Here is an 18,732-nt window from a genome sequence, read left to right on the forward strand (position 1 = left end):
ATTTTCATACACCTTGAGATAGAATGTATCAGGGATACAATTTTTGATAGAAATGTATAAAAGGAAAGTGAGGACTTACAAATGAATTTTAGGATTTTTAAATGTTATATAGATGTTTGTAAGTTAATTGAGTTAAACCCATCATGGAATGGTCTCAAAAGATTTAGGCAATTTTATTTATGGGAGCGTGAAAATAATGGCAGATATTAAATGGATTAAATTAGCTACTAATATGCATGATGATGAAAAGATGAAGTTAATAGATGCAATGCCTAACAGGGATGCAATTCATTATGTTTGGATAAGAATACTTTTACTTGGTGGAAAACTTAATGCTAATGGAAAGGTTTTCTTATCAGAAGGGAAACCTCTCACTGCCAAAATGTTAGCTGTATTATTTTCTAGGCCTTTAGAGGATATTAAGATTGCATTAAAAGTATTATCTAACTTTGGCATGATTGAAATAGCTTCTGATAAAGTAATTAGAATTGTGAACTGGGATAAGCATCAGAATATAGAGGGAATGGAAAGGGTCCGTGAACAAAATAGAAAAAGAGTTGAAAATCATAGAGAAAAGAAGAAAGAAGAGAAGAATGCAGCTAAAAGTAATAAGGAAGAAATTCAGGAAGATAAAGTCTTAGAAGAATTTATAGATTTAGAAGAAAATCAAGATATGGATGAAAGTGTAGAATTAGAAAAAACTAATGAATTAGAACGAAAGAAAGATTACTCTAAGAATTCTACTATAGAAGAAAACAAAGCTCTAGGTAAAAATGATATATTAGAAAATTTGGAAACTAATGAAGAGGCTTCTGGAAATACGTATATTAATGATAAAACTAATATTACTACTAGCGAAGCAGGTAATAATAGTACTGTAGAAATTATTGATACTAATGAAGATATCAGTAATAACATTTTAGAAACTGCTGATGATAATTGTATTGTCACTAAAAATAATAGTAACGTTACACGAAATAGAAGTAACGTTACACGAAATAGAAGTAACGTTACAGTAACGCAGCAGAATAAGAAAAAGATAGATAATAAGAAGAAGAATAAGAAAGAGAAAAAAGAGATAGATAAAGATAAAAACATAGAGGGTAAAAAGAATAATGCTTTTGATATAAATAATAAAGGCTCAGCTTGTGATGATGAAGTTAGCCAGTCGAATCTATCTAAGAAACACAATAATACTAAAAGTGAATCAGGGGAAGAGGAGGACATAAATCTTAAAGCTTTAGAGCTTATGCATTATCATGAAAAAATAACAGGAAAGCCAGGAGGATGTGACTATGTTGCTCTTAGATCGGCTATTGATATCCATGGAGAAAAAATGGTTAAGATGGCCATGGATGTTGGGTTTGAGAAGAATTGTCCTGACATAAAGTATGCAATTGGGGTATTAAAAAACTGGAGGAGAGATGGGTATCCAGAAGATCATATGGAGGTAAAGAAAAATGGGGTTAGAAGCAATGGAAAGAGTAACAGAGCAGATAAAAATGAATTTGCAGGATTCAAGCCGAAGGAACCGCGAAAACTTACAGAGGCTGAACGAAAGAGGATTGAAGCAAACCTCATATAAATGCGATAAATGCTGTGATACTGGATGGATACTTATCCCCCAGGAACATATGCAGCCTCTTGCTGTAGCCTGTGAATGCAGAAAAATAGAAAAACTAAAGAATGAGTGGAAGTATTCGGGAATCAATGTTGAACAAAGTAAACTTACTTTTTCTAGTTTTGAAGTTTGGAATAATGCGTCACAAAGGATGAAGGACACTGCAGCAGCATATTGTACTGATTTTGATGAAATAAAAGATAATAGGCGAAATAGTATTTTATTATGTGGACAGGTTGGCAGCGGTAAAACGCATTGCAGCATTGCTGTTGCATTGAATTTTTTAAAACAAAGAATTAAAGTGCTGTACATGCCTTATCGTGATGTAATCACAAAGATAAAACAAAATATGATTGATGAAGAATATTATACTAGGACCATTTCAAAGTATCAATTATGTGAGGTACTACTTATTGATGATCTCTTTAAGGGAAAAATCAATGAAACAGATACAAATATTATGTTTGAAATTATTAATTACAGGTATCTTAATTTTCTGCCTATCATAGTCAGCAGTGAATTCTCTATTGATAGATTACTGACATTTGATGAAGGGGTTGCTTCAAGAATATATGAAATGTCAAAAGATTATGTTGTAGAAATTGAGAAGGATATTAGTAATAATTATAGGCTTAAGTAAGAGCGCAAAAAGTGAGCTTTCATATTTGGCTGCTGGCACTTACTCCCATGAACGAATGTGAGTAGGAGTTTCTTTGATTGTGCCTAGGCTAGGTTATGAAAATGTGATTTTAGAAAGGAAAATAGGGATATTATAAGAAAAGACAAGAGTAATTCAATGCAAGAAATAATTTATATGAGGATAATGTAAAGATGAAATCGTCAGGAATAGTAAGAAAGCTCGACCCACTTGGAAGGATTGTAATACCAAAAGAAATAAGAAAGGTACTAGAAATTTACGAGGGAGATTCCATGGAAATAATTAAGGTTGATAATGGGATGGTTGTTAAAAAATATATTAAAGGATGCATTTTTTGTGGAAGTGATAAAGATGTTGTTGAATTTAATGGAGCAGTTGTTTGCGATGGATGCAGAAAGGCTTTAGGGCAGGATTAAACCAGTTGAACTTATCTAGGAGCGTGCAGCCGTTATCTTCTACTTAAAGAATGGGAGGTACGGATGCTAGCTATCGGATAAAAATCTAAGAGATGTACTTTTAAGACATTGCAGTGGTGTCGTGAAACACGACATAGGGGTAGTAACAGGAAAAAGGAAAGATTGAACGTGTGCTATCCAAAATGTAGAAATGAGTTTAATACCGGAATTAGATGTATACTGCCTAACTGCAAAATCCGAATTGCCAGGTGAATAAAATACTTATTGACAAAATAATCTATTATATTTATTATTATAGATAAATAAACTCTGCAATATCTTTTAGGAGGTTTTAATTTGAAATATACAAAAGCAACAAATTATGCTCTACATACAATTGTATATATGATGGAAAATGCGAAAAGTGAAAAGCTAAGCGTAAGTGCTCTAGCGGAACACTTTAATTTATCTACTACATATCTTTCGAAAATTTTAACTCAGCTGGTAAAAGCTGATTTAATTGAGTCAACTCCAGGTGCAAATGGAGGTTACGTTTTGCGTAAAGACATGAAGTCTATTTCTTTTATGGATGTTATTAAGGCCACTGAAGGAACTGGCTCATTATTTGTTTGCAATTTAAATGAAAATAGCAAATGCTTGATTGAAAAAGTAATGTCAGAAGCTGAAAATGTACTAGAAAATTATCTAGAAGATAAAAAACTATATGATTTGACTCAAAATAAATCAAACTGCAAAACCAACAAAGAATAAATATTTACCCATTAATATATGGGTTTTTATATTTGAATTGCAGATATTATATATCTTTAATATACCTAAAGGAGAAATTACATAATGGACAAAATACAAGAACTTGAACAAAAACCTATTGGAAAATTACTTATACAATATTCAGTTCCAACAGTACTAAGTTTATTGATTAATTCACTTTATATAGTAATCGATCGGATGTTTATAGGAAATATATCAGAAGTCGGAACTCTAGCCTTAACTGGAATTGGCCTTACAATGCCAATTACTACAATAGTAGTAGCTTTATCTGCTCTCATATCAATGGGGGCCAGCTCTAATATCTCTATAAAACTCGGAGAAGGCAATAAAGAAGAAGCTGAAAATTTTGCAGGAAATGCACTATCTCTAAGCATTGTTTTAGGGCTTTTGGTCACTAGTCTCTATATGATATTTCAAAATTCAATATTAGGATGGCTCGGTATAAACGGTGAAGTATTATCTTATACTAAAGATTTTATTACAATCATCATGGCTGGTACCGTATTTAATATGCTGGGATTTTGTCTGCCTTTTATCGTTCGTTCTGATGGAAATCCTATATTTTCAGCTGCTATTACAATTACAGGGTGCATTCTTAATATATTACTTGATGCCTTATTTATATATGTATTTCACATGGGAATAAAAGGTGCAGCTATTGCTACTGTCATTGCTCAATTTACTACCGTAATTCTTGGACTTTATTATTTCATGAAATTAAAAAATACCTTAATACTTAAAAAGATTAATTTCAAATTACATATTTCAATTGTAAAAGCTATTTTCTTAATTGGGTTAGTTCCATTTTCTAATCAATTATCCGTAAGTGTTGCACAAATTGTAAGCAATTATTCTTTAAATTTATATGGTGGAGAACTAGCAATTGGCGCAATGACTGTACTAAACTCCATTACAATTTTATTTTTGATGCCAGTTTATGGAATAGCTCAAGGCTTCCAGCCCATTATCGGCTATAATTATGCAAAAAAGAACTATGGCAGAACCCTGAAGACTCTTGCCCTTGCTGTTTTGTTTAGTACTGGATTCTTGGCAGTTAGTGCTATAATTATGCAGCTATTTCCCAAATTCGCTGTTAGTCTTTTTACGCAGAACCCTGAACTTGTGAATATTTCTATAAATGGCTTAAAAAAATATACAGTGCTTATCTTTCTTATTTCCATTCCTACCTTTGGCTCTGGTTTCATGATGCTAACAGGTAAACCTAAAACCGCCGTACTATTAAGTATATCAAGACAATCAGTGATATTAGCACTAACTATATTTTTCTTACCAAAGGTAATTGGTCAAGACGGACTATGGTTCGCTCAACCTATAACAGACCTTTTATCTAGCATTATCACAATTATATTATTCATAAAAGGATATAGTGATATTTTATACAAAAAAACATCAACAAAGGTATAAGAAAGACAATATCCAGGATACTTTAGTTAAGTAAATTTTTATCAATTTACTTAAGCTTTCATATAAAAATTAGAAGTAAAGAAAAAATAGAGATTTATCCTTGTAAATAGGACAAACCTCCATTTTTATATTCAAAAACTAAGTCTAAGCTACCTCCAATCTACCAAAGAAAATTATTGTTGAAAACGAAGTTTTTAATGTAATATTATGTTAATAATTCAAAGAACAATTTAAAAGTGGAAAAATTAATCTACTTTATACTCAATGAAAGTAGACGGTACACAAAAACAAAAACTTTCTAATTTTTCAGTAAATAGCTTTGTACCGTATTCAGGACAAATATTGGCTTTTAATTCTTCAGATAATAATAATCTTTATTCAATTGATTTAAAAGACCTATCAACAAAAAGATTAGAGGTAATGAATGGAGAGGATATGAAGATTTTTAATGGGACAATATATTTTATAAATGTAACTAATAATAGACATCTTTCAAAGATGACAGTAGATTTAGCAACTCCAAAGGTAAGTTTCAATGATTTTTCTGATTATGAGGTAAATGAATATTATCCAACTAGTAAAGGTATATTTGCACGAAAGGGTGTTAATGTTGATAATAGTTATATATACTTACCTGCATAAAAAGTATAGTTTTATCCCTATGCAAGAATTATACAGAAAGCATTTTCTTAAAGTGATGAGCGAGATTAATATGAAATAATTATAAGTATTGGAGGTGGCTTAATGTTTTCGAAATTAAATGAATATAAATTAGGATCTAATGTGGTGTGGATTAATTAATATTCTAATGTTATTCTAATTACATTTTAATCTAATTTTAATGTTTTGATGTAATAATATCATTGTAAAGAGATTTACTATTCTAGCAATAAGGGAAAGTATTCTTTCATCATTAAATATTTTTCCTAGAATTTTGAAATTTCTGAAGGTCGTCGTCAGAAATTCATATAAAATCTTTTTTAATTTTTACTCATATTCATAAAAAGAGTTGTTTTTATAGCAACTCTTTTTATATTTAGATGAAATTATTATAAAACAATTCAGGTTGAGAAAATATCTAAGTATTTTTAGACAGTAAATTATTTAATACTTATAGAAATACTATGTATAGATGTATATAATATTTTTATTAAAGATAGTGAATTAATTAAAACTATGTAGTGTAAATTCTTTAACAAGGTAGAAGCAAAGCAGTAAATTGGGATATCAAAATATTAAAAAGTGTAAGTTTTGTTATTGTATATAAATATTTTTTTATGTGATGCTACAACTAGATTATGTAAGGAGGCTATAAATTTGAATGATTTTAGAATTCTTTTAGTGGAAGATGAAAAGCAAATGGCAATGTTTATTGAAATGGAACTTATTCATGAAGGATTTAAGGTTGATGTAGAGTACGATGGAAGAGAAGTTGTTAAAAAAGTAGAAAGTATAGAGTATAGTTTAATATTACTTGATATTATGATACCTAATTTAAATGGAATTGAGGTCTGCAAGAGAATCAGGAAATTCTCTAATGTGCCCATAATAATGCTGACAGCCAAGGGAGATGTATCAGATAAAGTTATAGGTCTTGATGCTGGAGCAAATGACTATTTAACTAAGCCATTTGCAATAGAGGAATTATTAGCAAGAATAAGAGTATATATGAGAGAAAAAGTATCAAAAAATGAAACTGGTGTGATTAAGGTAAATAATATAACTATTGATGATAGAATACATCAAGTATGGAGAGATGGAATAGAAATTGAACTTACTAAAAAAGAATATGACCTTTTAAGAATGTTATTAATAAATAAAAATATTGTGCTTACAAGAGATCAATTAATTGAGGAAGTATGGGGATATGAATATTCAGGAGATACTAATGTAGTAGATGTTTTTATAAGATACCTAAGAAGTAAAATTGATGATAATTTTGAGGAGAAAATCATAAGTACTGTAAGAGGGGTAGGATATGTTATTAAAGGAGAGTAAATATGTGAATTTTGGAATTCTTAGTAATGCAAGGATTTCAATAAAGTTAACTATAATTTACGCTTTTATGTTTTCATTAATTTTAATTTCGATAAATGCAGCGGTTTTATTTGGAATGGAACATTATTTATATCGTGAAGCAGATAATGATATAGAAGATACTAAGGGCATGATATCAAATATGCTTGACTCCTCAAATCAGCAGTTAGATTTATTGAACAAAGAAGTTTTGGCTAATATTTCTTCTACAGATAGTATATATGTAAGGATATTAAAAGAAGATGGAGAATTAATAAATGCTTCAGAAGATTTCCCATTTGATGTTGATGAACTCAATAACAACATAAAATATTTAGGAGATAAAGTAAAACGTCTAGAAGATAAAGGTAGGCATTTAAGATATAAAACTGTTGAATATAACAGCCAAGAATATGGAATTATATATTTTCAAATAGTAAAAGATATGAAAAGTGAACATTATTTTATGATAATGGTATTTGGACTTATGGCAATTGCAGATTCTATAGGTGTTATTGCCTCTATTATAGTTGGATACATAGTAAGTAAAAAAATGCTTAAACCAATTAATTACATAACTAAAACAGCTGAAAATATAAGTATTAATAATTTAAAAGAAAGAATAAATATAACAGGTCCAGACGATGAACTAAAAAGACTTGCATCTACCTTCAATAAGATGATAGATAGGCTTCAAGATTCTTTTAATAGACAAATACAATTTGTGTCAGACGCTTCTCATGAACTTAGAACCCCAATTGCGGTCATACAAGGATATGCTAATTTATTAGATAGATGGGGGAAAAATGATAAGGAAGCATTAGAAAAATCAATATACGCAATTAAATTAGAAGCTAATAGCATGGCAAGTTTGGTTGAAAGTCTACTGTTTTTAGCAAAGGGTGATAGTGGAACACAAGTAATGGAGAAAAAGGAGATTTCCATTAATAAATTAATTGAAGAAGTAATTGATGAAAGTAATGTAATAGAAAAAGATCATGAAATATTAAGTGATAGGAATGATATTGGAGAAATTACTGCAGATTACGGAATGATAAAGCAGATGCTCAGAATATTTGTTAGTAATAGTATTAAATTTACTCCGAAAGGTGGAAAAATAAAGATTGATTCAGAAGTACATAAAGAGTTTGTAAAAATAACTGTTAACGATACTGGTATAGGAATACCTAAAGATGAAATTAACAATATTTTTGAGAGATTTTATATTGTAGATAAATCAAGGTCTAAAGAAAGTGCTGGCTCAGGGATAGGATTGTCCATAGCTAAACGAATTGTTGATATGCATAAAGGGACTATAGATGTAGAAAGTGAAGAGGGGAAGGGTACAAGGGTAATTGTTATATTATATCGAGAAAATTAATCTATATAGTAAATAATAAGATGGAAGAAGTTTATTCTTTCATCTTTATTATTTTTAAGATGATTCTAAGAAGTTTTTAATCTAATTTTAATCTTCTGGGTTCATAATGACAAAGCAATATAGTTAAGGGCATTTTCAAGATTATACTTATATGCACATTACCAAACAGATGTATTAGCTGGTAATGCTTTACGCTTAGTATGCAGTAAAGAATCAATTGCTTTGTTAAAATATATTGCAGGAAGGACAGATAAAAATGAATATGGAACTTTTTACAATGATAAACAATCTAGCAAATAAAAATACAATTTTAGATAAGATAATGATTTTCTTTTCAAAAGATGTCCCTTACATATTTATGGCAGTTGCTGCAATAGTATTTATCATAGGAATCATGAAAAAGAATTCTAATAGCAGAAAAGCTGTTTTTAGTGCTTTTGTTATTACAGTAATTAATTTAACTTTAAGTTTTATAATTGGGAGTATATACTATGTGGACAGACCTTTTGTACACAATAAAGTAAATTTATTAGTACCACATGTTACAGATGCATCATTTCCTAGTGATCATGCTACAGGAACAATGAGTATAGCTTTGGGACTTGCAAAATATAATGAGATACTTAGTACAATTTTAACTATATTATCATTAATTGTTGGTTTTTCAAGAGTTTATGTTGGAAACCATTATCCTATGGATGTAGTAGGTGCGTATATAATTGTTTTCGCAGTAAATTATATTTATAACTTGAAATTAAGATGTAAGATTGACAATTTATATGAACTAGCTGAGAAGAAAATAACAGAAAGATTAGGAAAGTTACACGGTAAATTATTTCAACCTAAAAGTGCAAATTAAATCCTAATTTTAATAAAGGGAAGTATAAAATATTGTCAGCATTTTAGCTGATGATGATGAAATGTATCAATACTTTTTAGATAAAAAAGAATTAATAGAATTAGAATTATCTCAATAATCAATCTTCTTCGAAGGTAGTTTAGACGAAGTTTTGTTTTAAAAATACATGAACTTAAATTACTCAATCTATACATATATAATGTAATAATATTGAATAAATACAAAATTAAGGTCGGAAGTTTTATTTTACCTCCAACCTTATAAAATAAACATATTACTTTTTGAAGTTTATACAAAAGTCTTGACAGACTCTTGCAATCGGAAAAACCTCCATTTTTATTAAAATACTAAGCTACCTCAAATTTGGTAACTTGTCTTTGAGTAACTTGAGCACCAGATTTCTTAACTAAATCACCAGAATTAGTCTTGAAAACATTTTTAGAAATTACAGTGTCCATAAGCGCGTTAACCTCATCTTTTGTAAGAGTAGGTTTAACACCAGAAACACTTAAAGTACTTTTTTCACCAGCTACAGTTAAAAAAGTCATAGATAAAGAATATTCCATTTAATTTACCTCCAATCTTAAGTAGAGAACTCAGCGGACGAATGTGAGTCGAGTTTCCTGCAATATTTTTTTAGAATAAGATCCTAAGCATTTGCTAAGCTAGAAGATTCATTAATGAAGTAATCTCTAGTATTAGCTTCCATAACACCTTTGATTGCATCTGCAACAGCATAAACATTATCAGGTGTAGCATCCGTTTTTATACCTGAAAAAGTCTTTTTTGTATAAATTGGATCGCCTGCTTTGTCTAGAGCTTTTTGAACTTCAATACTGAGAGAAACAGAGTCAATAGTTTTAGTTACAGCCATAGTTTTAACCTCCTTTATTTTGTTTTCATAAAGGATATATGTATAAATTTTAGTCATTACATAAATAGATGAAAATTATTTGTTTTCTTATTTAAGAAAAGAACTAAAACAGGTTAAAGGTATTAAAAGGATGAATATGAAAAGTGAATGTTTTAGTTTATAATTTTTCAAGAAAAATCAACCTTGCATAGGTAGAGTAATAAATAAATTCTATTTTTGTTATTATTTTTGAAGGCTATAGCTTGAAATTATGGTTAATATATTTCTGTAAAGAAATATAGTCAAAAGGAGGAATAATAATATGGCATCAAGTAGTAGTGGAAGAAATACAACTTTAGTACCAGAAGCAAAACAAGGATTGCAAAGATTAAAAACTGAAGCAGCTTCAGAAATTGGATTAAGTGATTATGAAAACATTGATAAAGGGAACCTTTCTTCAAGAGACAATGGTAGAATTGGTGGAGAAATGGTGAAAAGAATGATAGAAAGCTATGAACAAGAGCTTTAAATAATAGTGAATGCACCAAATCTGTTTTTGGTGCATTTATATCCTATGGCTAGATCTAGGTATATTTTATAGACTTTGTTTGTTAAAGAATTTAAATAGATTTACTAAATAAATATTAACTTCATTATACATTTTAATTTTATCCTTTCTGAATAGAACTTAATATAACACCTATGATGACAATAATTCCTCCTAATATTTGTACGGTAGATACACTTTCATGTAAGATTAATATTGAAAATATCAAACCTAAAACAGGAACTAGATTCATAAGAGACACTGAAATACTAGCAGAGAGTTTTCTGAGTCCTAAATTATATAATAGAAATGCAACAATAGAGCAACCTACACTTAGATAGATCAATGCGCTTGCTGAAGTCATGGTAGGCATTCTCCATGTTTTACCCTCGATGATGACAAATGGCAAAAAGAAGATGAAGCCTGCTAGCATTTGATAATATGTTAACGTCATTGCAGAATATTTATTTGTCAAATCTCTTGTAATAAAGTTGTAGAATGCCCATACAACTCCGGCTCCTATTAGAATTATATTTCCTAACATAGATTTAGAATTTCCATCTACATTAATTTGAGTTAAAACTGCAACACCAATGATAGCGAGTATAATTCCAAGTACCTTTTTTACATTTGGTTTTGAATGATAAATAAAAAATTCTAGTAGTGTTGTAACAGCAGGAAAAGAAGCTACTATCAAAGCAGAATTTGAAGAAGATGTCATACTAACCCCAATGTTTTCTATTGCAAAATAAAGTGTAATCCCCAAAAATCCACTTAATGCGATACGGATACGATCTTCCTTTTGTATTTGTTCATTATTTGATGTGATTTTCCTCATGAACCAAAAGAGAAGCACAGCAAAAAGAGTTCTAACTGCAGCGAGTTGAATAGGAGCAAAAGTTTCATAAGCTAATTTTGTTGCGATAAAAGATGCACTCCATAATACAACAGCCCCAGTACTAGCCAAGTAATAGTAAGATAAAGTTCCATTTTGTATATTTGTTTTTTGATTATCTAATAATGATTTGGCCTTTAACATAGAAATATATATCCCCCTTTTTTATATTAGTGACTACTTGCGTAACTACTTGTAATTACGATATCAGTTTTAGTTGATTGTGTCAATAGATTTGGTTATAATATTAGTTACTAAAGTAGCGACTAATATTATTGGAGGATTTATGGAAGATAACATTTTAGAAGTATTAAAAAATTTAAATTTTACAGAATATGAAGCAAAAGCATACCTTACATTATTAGAAGAATCACCATTAACAGGCTATGCAGTAGCAAAAAATTCAGGTGTGCCACGTTCAAAAATATATGAGGTTTTAGATAGTCTTGCTATGCGTGGAGATATTTTAATTAGCCATGGAAATACACAACAGTACGTTCCAATTCCAGCAAAAGAACTTATTAAAAATCGCAGGGTAAAAGCTGAAGAGAGTTTTAAACTTGCAGAAAAATCTTTAGAACAATATAATCAATCTGCAAAGAATCGTGAGAATATCTGGAATATAACTGGTCATGACGAAATACTTGATAAAGTAAAAGAATGCATCCTCTCAGCAAAACATAGAATTCTGATTGAACTTTGGAAAGAGGAATTCAAAGAATTGAAAGCTGAATTAAAAAAGGCAGCTGATAAAGGAGTAGTAGTAACAATCATTGCTTATGGAGAAATAATAGCTGATTTTGCAAATGTTTACCCACATGATATGAGTACAGAAATTACCGATGAATACGGAGGACGCTGGCTTGTAGCTAGTGCTGATAATTCAGAAGTTGTAGCTGGTATTGTATCACTCGGTAAAGATAGCAGGGCAGCATGGACAATGCATCAAGGATTGGTTATGCCTATAACAGAAGTAATGATTCATGATCTGTATATTATGGAAATCATGGAGAAGCATAGAGAATTATTAGAAGAAAGTTTTGGCAAAAATCTTATTGAACTTCGTAAGAAATTTTCTATATACCAGGATTTAAAAAAACATTATGTATAATTAATCTATGAAATCATAATAGTTTATTTATAAAAAGGATAACCACAAAGAACGTGGTTATCCTTCTAAGAGGTTTCCCTCGCTGTCGAGAAACAGTAGCTCATAGTACTTTTGGGGCCTTCCTTTGCCGCTGTCTCTTTTTTCAAATACAGTTCTCGCATATTCCTTTTCTTCGATTTTGTTAAGAATACGGTTTGCTCCTCTGACGGTGATGGATAGGCATTGGGCGACATCCTCAGAGGATAGTTTGTTTGTTCTCATAATTTCTGCATAATACATGATTTTCTGCAGATTAATGTTATTTATTCCGATGCTTTTGGCCAATGCCATGATTGCTGGATCGGCCTTTTCACAAAACTGTATAACATTCATGTTCTGCATTGGTCCGATGACCTTCTGATCCTCATTTATAAAAAAGCTGCAGCTGCCCGTAAATGCATTGGCCTGTCGGTGAGCTCTGATGGCGTTTTCGTTAGCCTGATAATATTCATGCCCCGAGCCCCATCCGATTATTACTTTGTCGCTTGCATGCTCCTCCAAATATTTCAACAGTGCACAGTTCTGCGCGTTAGAGGTGATTTTCGTAAAATTTCCGTAGGTAGTGTACAATTTAACAAAGCCTTCCGAAACTTGGGCCGTGTCTGGAAGATTCATGCTACGCAGAAATCTGCCGGCTAGCACTTTCAGCTCATGAAGTTGCTCTTCGGACTGTGGGTGCACCGTTTCAATCGATAAGCATGCCACAACGGCACTCCTGCTCTTTAGCTTGAGGATAATAATTTCGTTGATGATTCCTTTTATGGTCTCTTTAACGTTTTCCAAAGTGGGGCGTATTAAGATATACCTTACCCCGTGTTTTTTAAGTTCTGGAACAAAATGGCTGAATGCCGTAATGGACAAGTCTATTTTATTTTCTTCCCACAGTGTTATATGGTTTTCAAGCATTGTTTCCACTCTTTCGAACAGATTGTCGCTGTCAATAGGCTTTCCCTGATGAGTAAGGTACTTTTGGAATTCACTGAAAGAATCGATAATATATGCAAAATCCACATAAATTCTTGATATGTCAAGCCCCGGTTCAGTAAGCAGCAGCCTAAATAACTCTCTGTATAGAAGGGTTTCATTATCCTGCAAAATGTGCGTAGGTACTTTCGTATCTAAACATTCCTTATCTATTGACTCGTAAAGAAGCCTGCCGCTGATAACAAATCCGTCCACCGAATCTAAGTTTTTTAGATATACGTCTTTTGTTTCCCTAAAATTACTGATTGTAAGAATCCGAAACTTACATACCGACTGCAATTCTTCTTCAATGTCACGGAAATAGTCTATATAAGATTCCGTCGTGATTATACCAAGTATGATTTTCATGGCAAATTCCTTTCATAAACAATTAATGACATGAATTATAACATAAAAAACATGATATTTCAACGATACCAGTAGTTGGAAAAAAATATGTTCTTAAAATGTCTTATTTTATTATTGACAACTTTTTGTTCTTAAAGTACAATAAAAGTGTTCTTAAAATGTCTTAAAATAAAAAGTGAGCAAATTTTGATTTTTTGATTTGTTGTTCACTAATAAAATCTATTTTTAAGGAGGTGTTAATTTTGGCTGAAAAAACTGAAGAATTTTTGAATATGGCCAATCAGTTACAAGAAAAATTGGTCATGTACAGACATCATCTTCATTCGATTCCGGAACTTGATTTAAGTTTACCTAGGACAACTGCTTATGTAAAAGAGGCGTTGGAGTCGATTGGCCTTAAGCCAACTCCCGTGGGAGAATCAGGCTTAATGGTAACCATCGGCGGACAACGCCCTGGGAAGGTGATTCTTATTCGTGCAGATATGGATGCGCTGCCAATTAAAGAAGAAACGGACCTTCCTTTTGCATCATCCAACGGAAACATGCATGCATGCGGTCACGACATGCATACTTCAATGCTGCTAGGAGCTGCAGAGATACTAAAGGCAAATGAAGGGCAGCTTTTAGGAACGGTCAAACTTATGTTTCAGCCGGGCGAAGAAACCTTGCATGGTGCCAAGATGATGATTGAAAATGGAATCCTCGAAAATCCTAAAGTGGATGCGGCAATGATGCTACATGTAATGACAGGAATTCCGTTTCCCATTGGGTTATTTATTACGCCTGAGACTGGAGGAGCGAGTTCAGCTTCTTCAGACTGGTTCGAAGTCATCATCAGAGGAAAGGGTGCACATGGAGCAATGCCTAATGCCGCAGTAGATCCATTAAATGTAATTGCGCATCTTCATCTGGCGCTACAGGGTATCATAAGCCATGAAATTTCGCCAACTGATAGTGCAGTTCTTACGGTTGGAGTCATGGAAGGCGGAACTACAAACAACGTGATTCCCAATACTGCCAGGATTAAAGGCAGCGTACGTACTTTTGATTCTGTATTGAGAGAAAAAATCGAAACCCGTATCCGGGAAATTTCCACAGGTATTGCGGAAACATTTAATGCAAAGGCAGAGGTGATTTATACCAGGGGCTGTCCTGAAATAAAAAATGACAGCGAGCTTAGCCGTCAAATGAGAACCACTATAGCAAACGCTTTTGGTGCAGATTCCTATATTTATCTATCACAACTAACACCCGGTGGTAAATTAATGGGATCTGAAGACTTCTCATTTGTAACGCAAGAGGTGCCAAGTATCTCGGTGTTTATTAATGCAGGCAATGCTAAAGAAGGCTATAGTTACCCTATGCACCATCCAAAGGCGATATTCTCGGATGATGTGCTTAAAAAAGGTGCTGCTGTTTATGCGGCTTTTGCCAGAGATTGGCTTGAAAATAATTAATAATATTAAAACAAAATTAGGAGGAATTAAAATGTCAGAAAACCGTATGATTGGACCAACAAAATTTGAAGAGTACTCAGAGAAGTACAAAGAGTTTTTATCAATGACCCGTCGTGATGGAATAATTGAAGTAAGATTGCACACTAACGGAGGATCATATGAACATAATTGGGAAGCCCATACCGCATGGTCTCATGCATGGTCAGATATTGGCCGTGACCCTGAAAACGAGGTAATGATTATTTCTGGAACAGGGGATAAATGGGTAGTAGGAAACCCAGATGTCTGGAACACAAAATTTATGGATTGGCCTAAGCAAAAGAAACTTGAACAATATCATGAATCACTAAGACTACTTGAAAATATGATATTCTGCATTGACATCCCTACAATCGGGGCGATAAATGGACCTGGAACTCACTGTGAAATTGCATCTCTTTGCGATATTACAATTTGTACAGAAGACGCGGACTTTTTTGATCCACATTTTATTGGCGGAACACCTCCTGGCGATGGAATGATTCTTACATTGCAGAACATGATTGGTTTTAAGAAAGCAGCATACTACGCATACACTGGTAAGAATATTAATGGTCAAACTGCATTAGAGCTTGGTATAGTCAGTGAAGTGTTACCACGCGAAAAGCTTCTTCCACGTGCTTGGGAACTTGCAGAGATGATAATGCAAGCACCTCGTTCAGCGAGACATCTTACTCATTCAATTTTATCACGTCCTTGGAAAAAAGCCTTAGTAAGTGATCAAGGGTTCCAACTTACTCATCAAATGTACGACATGGCCATTGATGAAGAAGGTGTTCATGAAAGATTGACAAAGATGAAAGGACGCTTAATGGGCAAATAAGGACAATAGCATTAAATTGATATTGGAAGTAAAGAAATAGTGACAGAGGGGCTATATGCTTTTAAGTATAAAACTAAAGGCAAACGGCCCCTTTGTTAAGTTTTTTAAGAAATACTGGCATTTTTGCTAAGGAGGAATCGAAATGTCTGATAGATGTATGGTGGGGCCTACAAGGTTCGAAGAATACTCAGAGAAGTACAAAGACTTTTTCATAATGACCCGCCGTAACGGCATAATCGAAGTACGTTTTCATACTAATGGGGGACCATTTCAATTTGACTGGCCGGGCCAAACCGCATATGGTAATGTATGGTCAGATATTGGACGTGACCCTGAAAACGAGGTGATGATTCTTACGGGGACAGGGGATTTGTGGCAAATAGGAAATCCAGAAGTCTGGAAAACAAAATTTATGGATTGGCCGAGGAACCGTAAGCTGGAAATGTATCATGAATCCTTGAGAATGATTGAAAATATGATATATTGCATTGACATTCCAACAATTGGGGCGATCAATGGCACAGGATCGCACTGGCAACTGGGAACGTTTTGCGATATTACAATTTGTGCTGAAGGAACAGAATTTTTCGATGCACATTATCTTGGTGGTATACCTCCTGGAGATGGAATCGTTTTAACACTTCAAAATTTACTAGGGATTAAGAGAGCGGCATTTTACGCATACACGGGCATGAATATTAATGCTCAAGAGGCATTGAACCTCGGTATGGTTAGTGAAGTACTGCCACGTGAAAAGCTTCTTCCACGTGCATGGGAACTCGCAGAAATGATAATGCAGGCACCTCGCTCTGCGAGACATCTTACTCATTCAATTTTATCCCGTCCTTGGAAAAAAGCCTTAGTCAGTGATCAAGGTTTCCAACTTACTCGCCAATTGTACGACATGTCCATTGATGAAGAGGGTGTGCTTGAGAGATTAGTAAAAATCAAGGGACGTTTTCAGGGGAATGAAAGATAGTCCATTTCGTTAAAAGGATTTGGTAATTACTCGTTTTGTCCGATTCGACGAACTAGCCTATAATTAGATGAATATATTGGTCAAGGGGAAGGAAGGTCTTTTGATCTTCAAACAGCACAGAGAAAGGAGATAAGGGCGATATGAAATCATTGATAGAATTATATAAGATTGGCAGTGGGCCGTCCAGTTCCCATACAATGGGGCCAGAAAAAGCCGCTAGAATCTTTAAAGCAGAAAATGAGGGCGCAGAACTCTTCAAGGTGTTGATTTATGGTTCCCTTGCAAAAACGGGCAAGGGTCATATGACTGACAAGGCTATTATTAAGGCACTGTCACCAGTTCCAACTGAGATTGAATTTATTACCCACGTAGATTTTATTCTGCCTCATCCAAATACCATTGATTTTTTAGCTTACAAAGATGGGCGGCAAACAACATCCATGCGTGTTGTAAGTGTCGGTGGCGGGGATATAGTTATCGATGGGCGTGAGGAGATGTTGGCACCGGATATATATAAGGAAAATACCTTTGAGGAAATCAGCAGTCTCTGTAAAGCAAACAACATCAGCCTAAGCGAGTACATAGAGCAGTGCGAAGGCAAAAAGATTTGGGATTTTCTCTATGAAATCTGGGATGCTATGAAGCATTCGATTAACGAAGGGCTTACATCCACAGGTGTTCTAGAAGGCGGTCTCAACGTAGAACGAAAGGCGCAATTTCTTTATAACCAGCGGCATATTGATGAGAGCCTAGAGACGCGGGAAAACAGGATTGTCTGTGCTTATGCTTTCGCCGTCAGCGAGCAGAATGCCGCCGGTGGTACAATTGTAACGGCACCAACCTGCGGCGCCAGCGGTGTGGTGCCGGCAGTGCTTCGTTATATGCAAGAGAAGAAACATGTCACGGACGAACAGATCATCAGGGCTCTGGCAGTTGGAGGTTTAATTGGAAACTTAATCAAGCAGAATGCATCCATCAGCGGTGCTAAATGTGGCTGTCAAGGGGAAGTTGGTAGTGCTTGCTCCATGGCATCGGCAGCTCTTTCAGAGCTGTTTGGAATGGGTATCGACCAGATTGAGTATGCAGCTGAGGTCGCTTTGGAGCACCATTTGGGGTTGACCTGTGATCCGATTTGCGGACTTGTTCAGATCCCTTGCATCGAGCGGAACGCCGTGGCTGCGATGAGGGCGATAAATGCGATGAACCTAGCAAATTTCTTGTCAAACACTCGTAAGATATCTTTTGATCTGGTTGTACAGACCATGTATGAAACTGGCCTGGATATGAGCAGCGATTACCGTGAAACAGCAGATGGTGGGCTCGCCAAACTCTACAAAATAGACAGCTAAACTCAGACATAAGCGTCCTCCTTTACTGGTATTCTTCCTTAGAGTATATGCTAAATTGCTGTCACAAATCTTAAGTATTATATAAATATAAAGTAGTTAAACATTATTTACCCCTACTTATTAAATAAATATTAACAAGTATTCAGAATGGTCTATTACAC

Annotated in this window: 19 protein-coding genes and 1 pseudogene; 16 read left to right on the forward strand and 4 right to left on the reverse strand. The window is 33.4% G+C overall.

Features of this window, described 5'->3' with window-relative positions; translation table 11 throughout:
- Positions 1-196 precede the first annotated feature (196 nt).
- The 10 genes and pseudogenes from L1S46_RS09670 (at position 197) to L1S46_RS09710 (ending at position 9,147) form a co-directional block, all read left to right on the forward strand.
- Positions 197-1,585 carry a phage replisome organizer N-terminal domain-containing protein gene (locus L1S46_RS09670; protein WP_238899850.1) on the forward strand — a complete coding sequence of 463 codons (1,389 nt, stop codon included), beginning with the start codon at positions 197-199 and terminating at the stop codon, positions 1,583-1,585.
- Between the two features lie 49 nt (positions 1,586-1,634).
- Positions 1,635-2,261 (forward strand): ATP-binding protein, encoded by a 627-nt coding sequence (locus L1S46_RS09675; protein WP_173714630.1) that lies wholly within the window; start codon positions 1,635-1,637, stop codon positions 2,259-2,261.
- 191 nt (positions 2,262-2,452) lie between these two features.
- Positions 2,453-2,695 carry an AbrB/MazE/SpoVT family DNA-binding domain-containing protein gene (locus L1S46_RS09680; protein ID WP_238899851.1) on the forward strand — a complete coding sequence of 81 codons (243 nt, stop codon included), beginning with the start codon at positions 2,453-2,455 and terminating at the stop codon, positions 2,693-2,695.
- 79 nt (positions 2,696-2,774) lie between these two features.
- Positions 2,775-2,945 (forward strand): annotated as a pseudogene (locus L1S46_RS26520) (phage antirepressor Ant); the annotation flags it as partial.
- Between the two features lie 86 nt (positions 2,946-3,031).
- Positions 3,032-3,445 (forward strand): Rrf2 family transcriptional regulator, encoded by a 414-nt coding sequence (locus L1S46_RS09685; RefSeq protein ID WP_077840651.1) that lies wholly within the window; start codon positions 3,032-3,034, stop codon positions 3,443-3,445.
- An 84-nt stretch (positions 3,446-3,529) separates the two neighbouring features.
- Complete coding sequence (locus tag L1S46_RS09690) at positions 3,530-4,891, forward strand: MATE family efflux transporter (RefSeq protein ID WP_238899852.1); 1,362 nt, start codon at positions 3,530-3,532, stop codon at positions 4,889-4,891.
- Positions 4,892-5,155: 264 nt separating this feature from the next.
- Positions 5,156-5,533 (forward strand): DUF5050 domain-containing protein, encoded by a 378-nt coding sequence (locus L1S46_RS09695; protein WP_238899853.1) that lies wholly within the window; start codon positions 5,156-5,158, stop codon positions 5,531-5,533.
- A 675-nt stretch (positions 5,534-6,208) separates the two neighbouring features.
- Positions 6,209-6,889 (forward strand): response regulator transcription factor, encoded by a 681-nt coding sequence (locus L1S46_RS09700; protein ID WP_275298984.1) that lies wholly within the window; start codon positions 6,209-6,211, stop codon positions 6,887-6,889.
- Positions 6,890-6,893: 4 nt separating this feature from the next.
- Positions 6,894-8,288, forward strand: a complete 1,395-nt coding sequence (locus L1S46_RS09705) for an ATP-binding protein (RefSeq protein ID WP_238859115.1) — start codon at positions 6,894-6,896, stop codon at positions 8,286-8,288.
- Between the two features lie 256 nt (positions 8,289-8,544).
- Positions 8,545-9,147: an undecaprenyl-diphosphatase gene (locus L1S46_RS09710; RefSeq protein ID WP_238899854.1), complete on the forward strand. Its 603-nt coding sequence runs from the start codon at positions 8,545-8,547 to the stop codon at positions 9,145-9,147.
- A 347-nt stretch (positions 9,148-9,494) separates the two neighbouring features.
- Here the strand turns inward: L1S46_RS09710 and L1S46_RS09715 are convergent, their stop codons facing one another.
- Both L1S46_RS09715 and L1S46_RS09720 read right to left on the reverse strand, forming a co-directional pair.
- Positions 9,495-9,713 (reverse strand): DUF2922 domain-containing protein, encoded by a 219-nt coding sequence (locus L1S46_RS09715; protein WP_236898374.1) that lies wholly within the window; start codon positions 9,711-9,713, stop codon positions 9,495-9,497.
- An 83-nt stretch (positions 9,714-9,796) separates the two neighbouring features.
- Positions 9,797-10,021 carry a DUF1659 domain-containing protein gene (locus L1S46_RS09720; protein ID WP_009168792.1) on the reverse strand — a complete coding sequence of 75 codons (225 nt, stop codon included), beginning with the start codon at positions 10,019-10,021 and terminating at the stop codon, positions 9,797-9,799.
- Positions 10,022-10,322: 301 nt separating this feature from the next.
- On the opposite strand from L1S46_RS09720, the gene L1S46_RS09725 reads away from it, so the two are divergent.
- Entirely contained in the window at positions 10,323-10,529 is a 207-nt protein-coding gene (locus L1S46_RS09725; protein WP_012058449.1) for an alpha/beta-type small acid-soluble spore protein, read from the forward strand.
- 139 nt (positions 10,530-10,668) lie between these two features.
- Here the strand turns inward: L1S46_RS09725 and L1S46_RS09730 are convergent, their stop codons facing one another.
- Entirely contained in the window at positions 10,669-11,586 is a 918-nt protein-coding gene (locus L1S46_RS09730; protein WP_105412427.1) for an EamA family transporter, read from the reverse strand.
- A 142-nt stretch (positions 11,587-11,728) separates the two neighbouring features.
- Between L1S46_RS09730 and L1S46_RS09735 the strand changes: the two genes are divergently transcribed.
- Positions 11,729-12,553 (forward strand): TrmB family transcriptional regulator, encoded by an 825-nt coding sequence (locus L1S46_RS09735; protein ID WP_105412428.1) that lies wholly within the window; start codon positions 11,729-11,731, stop codon positions 12,551-12,553.
- A gap of 57 nt (positions 12,554-12,610) precedes the next feature.
- Here L1S46_RS09735 and L1S46_RS09740 read toward each other — a convergent pair whose 3' ends face one another.
- The gene (locus tag L1S46_RS09740; protein WP_238899855.1) at positions 12,611-13,771 is read right to left on the reverse strand and encodes a transcriptional regulator; all 1,161 of its coding nucleotides are present in this window, start codon (positions 13,769-13,771) and stop codon (positions 12,611-12,613) included.
- A 386-nt stretch (positions 13,772-14,157) separates the two neighbouring features.
- Between L1S46_RS09740 and L1S46_RS09745 the strand changes: the two genes are divergently transcribed.
- The 4 genes from L1S46_RS09745 to L1S46_RS09760 all read left to right on the forward strand — a co-directional run bounded on the left by L1S46_RS09745 (position 14,158) and on the right by L1S46_RS09760 (position 18,571).
- The gene (locus L1S46_RS09745) at positions 14,158-15,381 is read left to right on the forward strand and encodes a M20 family metallopeptidase (RefSeq protein ID WP_039773520.1); all 1,224 of its coding nucleotides are present in this window, start codon (positions 14,158-14,160) and stop codon (positions 15,379-15,381) included.
- A gap of 235 nt (positions 15,382-15,616) precedes the next feature.
- Positions 15,617-16,243 carry an enoyl-CoA hydratase/isomerase family protein gene (locus L1S46_RS09750; RefSeq protein ID WP_238899903.1) on the forward strand — a complete coding sequence of 209 codons (627 nt, stop codon included), beginning with the start codon at positions 15,617-15,619 and terminating at the stop codon, positions 16,241-16,243.
- Between the two features lie 142 nt (positions 16,244-16,385).
- Positions 16,386-17,222 (forward strand): enoyl-CoA hydratase/isomerase family protein, encoded by an 837-nt coding sequence (locus tag L1S46_RS09755; protein ID WP_012058455.1) that lies wholly within the window; start codon positions 16,386-16,388, stop codon positions 17,220-17,222.
- A gap of 140 nt (positions 17,223-17,362) precedes the next feature.
- On the forward strand, positions 17,363-18,571 hold the full coding sequence (locus L1S46_RS09760) for an L-serine ammonia-lyase, iron-sulfur-dependent, subunit alpha (protein WP_238899856.1): 1,209 nt from the start codon (positions 17,363-17,365) through the stop codon (positions 18,569-18,571).
- The last annotated feature ends 161 nt before the right edge of the window (positions 18,572-18,732 follow it).

Source organism: Clostridium sp. YIM B02500, from assembly GCF_022324665.1.
GTDB classification, from domain to species: domain Bacteria; phylum Bacillota; class Clostridia; order Clostridiales; family Clostridiaceae; genus Clostridium; species Clostridium beijerinckii.

What these genes read in the sequence shown, in the direction of transcription:
- L1S46_RS09670 (WP_238899850.1), top strand. Translation starts at nt 197, where the DNA reads ATGGCAGATATTAAATGGATTAAATTAGCTACTAATATGCATGATGAT.
- L1S46_RS09675 (WP_173714630.1), top strand. Translation starts at nt 1,635, where the DNA reads ATGCAGCCTCTTGCTGTAGCCTGTGAATGCAGAAAAATAGAAAAACTA.
- L1S46_RS09680 (WP_238899851.1), top strand. Translation starts at nt 2,453, where the DNA reads ATGAAATCGTCAGGAATAGTAAGAAAGCTCGACCCACTTGGAAGGATT.
- L1S46_RS09690 (WP_238899852.1), top strand. Translation starts at nt 3,530, where the DNA reads ATGGACAAAATACAAGAACTTGAACAAAAACCTATTGGAAAATTACTT.
- L1S46_RS09695 (WP_238899853.1), top strand. Translation starts at nt 5,156, where the DNA reads ATGAAAGTAGACGGTACACAAAAACAAAAACTTTCTAATTTTTCAGTA.
- L1S46_RS09710 (WP_238899854.1), top strand. Translation starts at nt 8,545, where the DNA reads ATGAATATGGAACTTTTTACAATGATAAACAATCTAGCAAATAAAAAT.
- L1S46_RS09715 (WP_236898374.1), bottom strand. Translation starts at nt 9,713, where the DNA reads ATGGAATATTCTTTATCTATGACTTTTTTAACTGTAGCTGGTGAAAAA.
- L1S46_RS09720 (WP_009168792.1), bottom strand. Translation starts at nt 10,021, where the DNA reads ATGGCTGTAACTAAAACTATTGACTCTGTTTCTCTCAGTATTGAAGTT.
- L1S46_RS09725 (WP_012058449.1), top strand. Translation starts at nt 10,323, where the DNA reads ATGGCATCAAGTAGTAGTGGAAGAAATACAACTTTAGTACCAGAAGCA.
- L1S46_RS09730 (WP_105412427.1), bottom strand. Translation starts at nt 11,586, where the DNA reads ATGTTAAAGGCCAAATCATTATTAGATAATCAAAAAACAAATATACAA.
- L1S46_RS09735 (WP_105412428.1), top strand. Translation starts at nt 11,729, where the DNA reads ATGGAAGATAACATTTTAGAAGTATTAAAAAATTTAAATTTTACAGAA.
- L1S46_RS09750 (WP_238899903.1), top strand. Translation starts at nt 15,617, where the DNA reads ATGATTATTTCTGGAACAGGGGATAAATGGGTAGTAGGAAACCCAGAT.
- L1S46_RS09755 (WP_012058455.1), top strand. Translation starts at nt 16,386, where the DNA reads ATGTCTGATAGATGTATGGTGGGGCCTACAAGGTTCGAAGAATACTCA.
- L1S46_RS09760 (WP_238899856.1), top strand. Translation starts at nt 17,363, where the DNA reads ATGAAATCATTGATAGAATTATATAAGATTGGCAGTGGGCCGTCCAGT.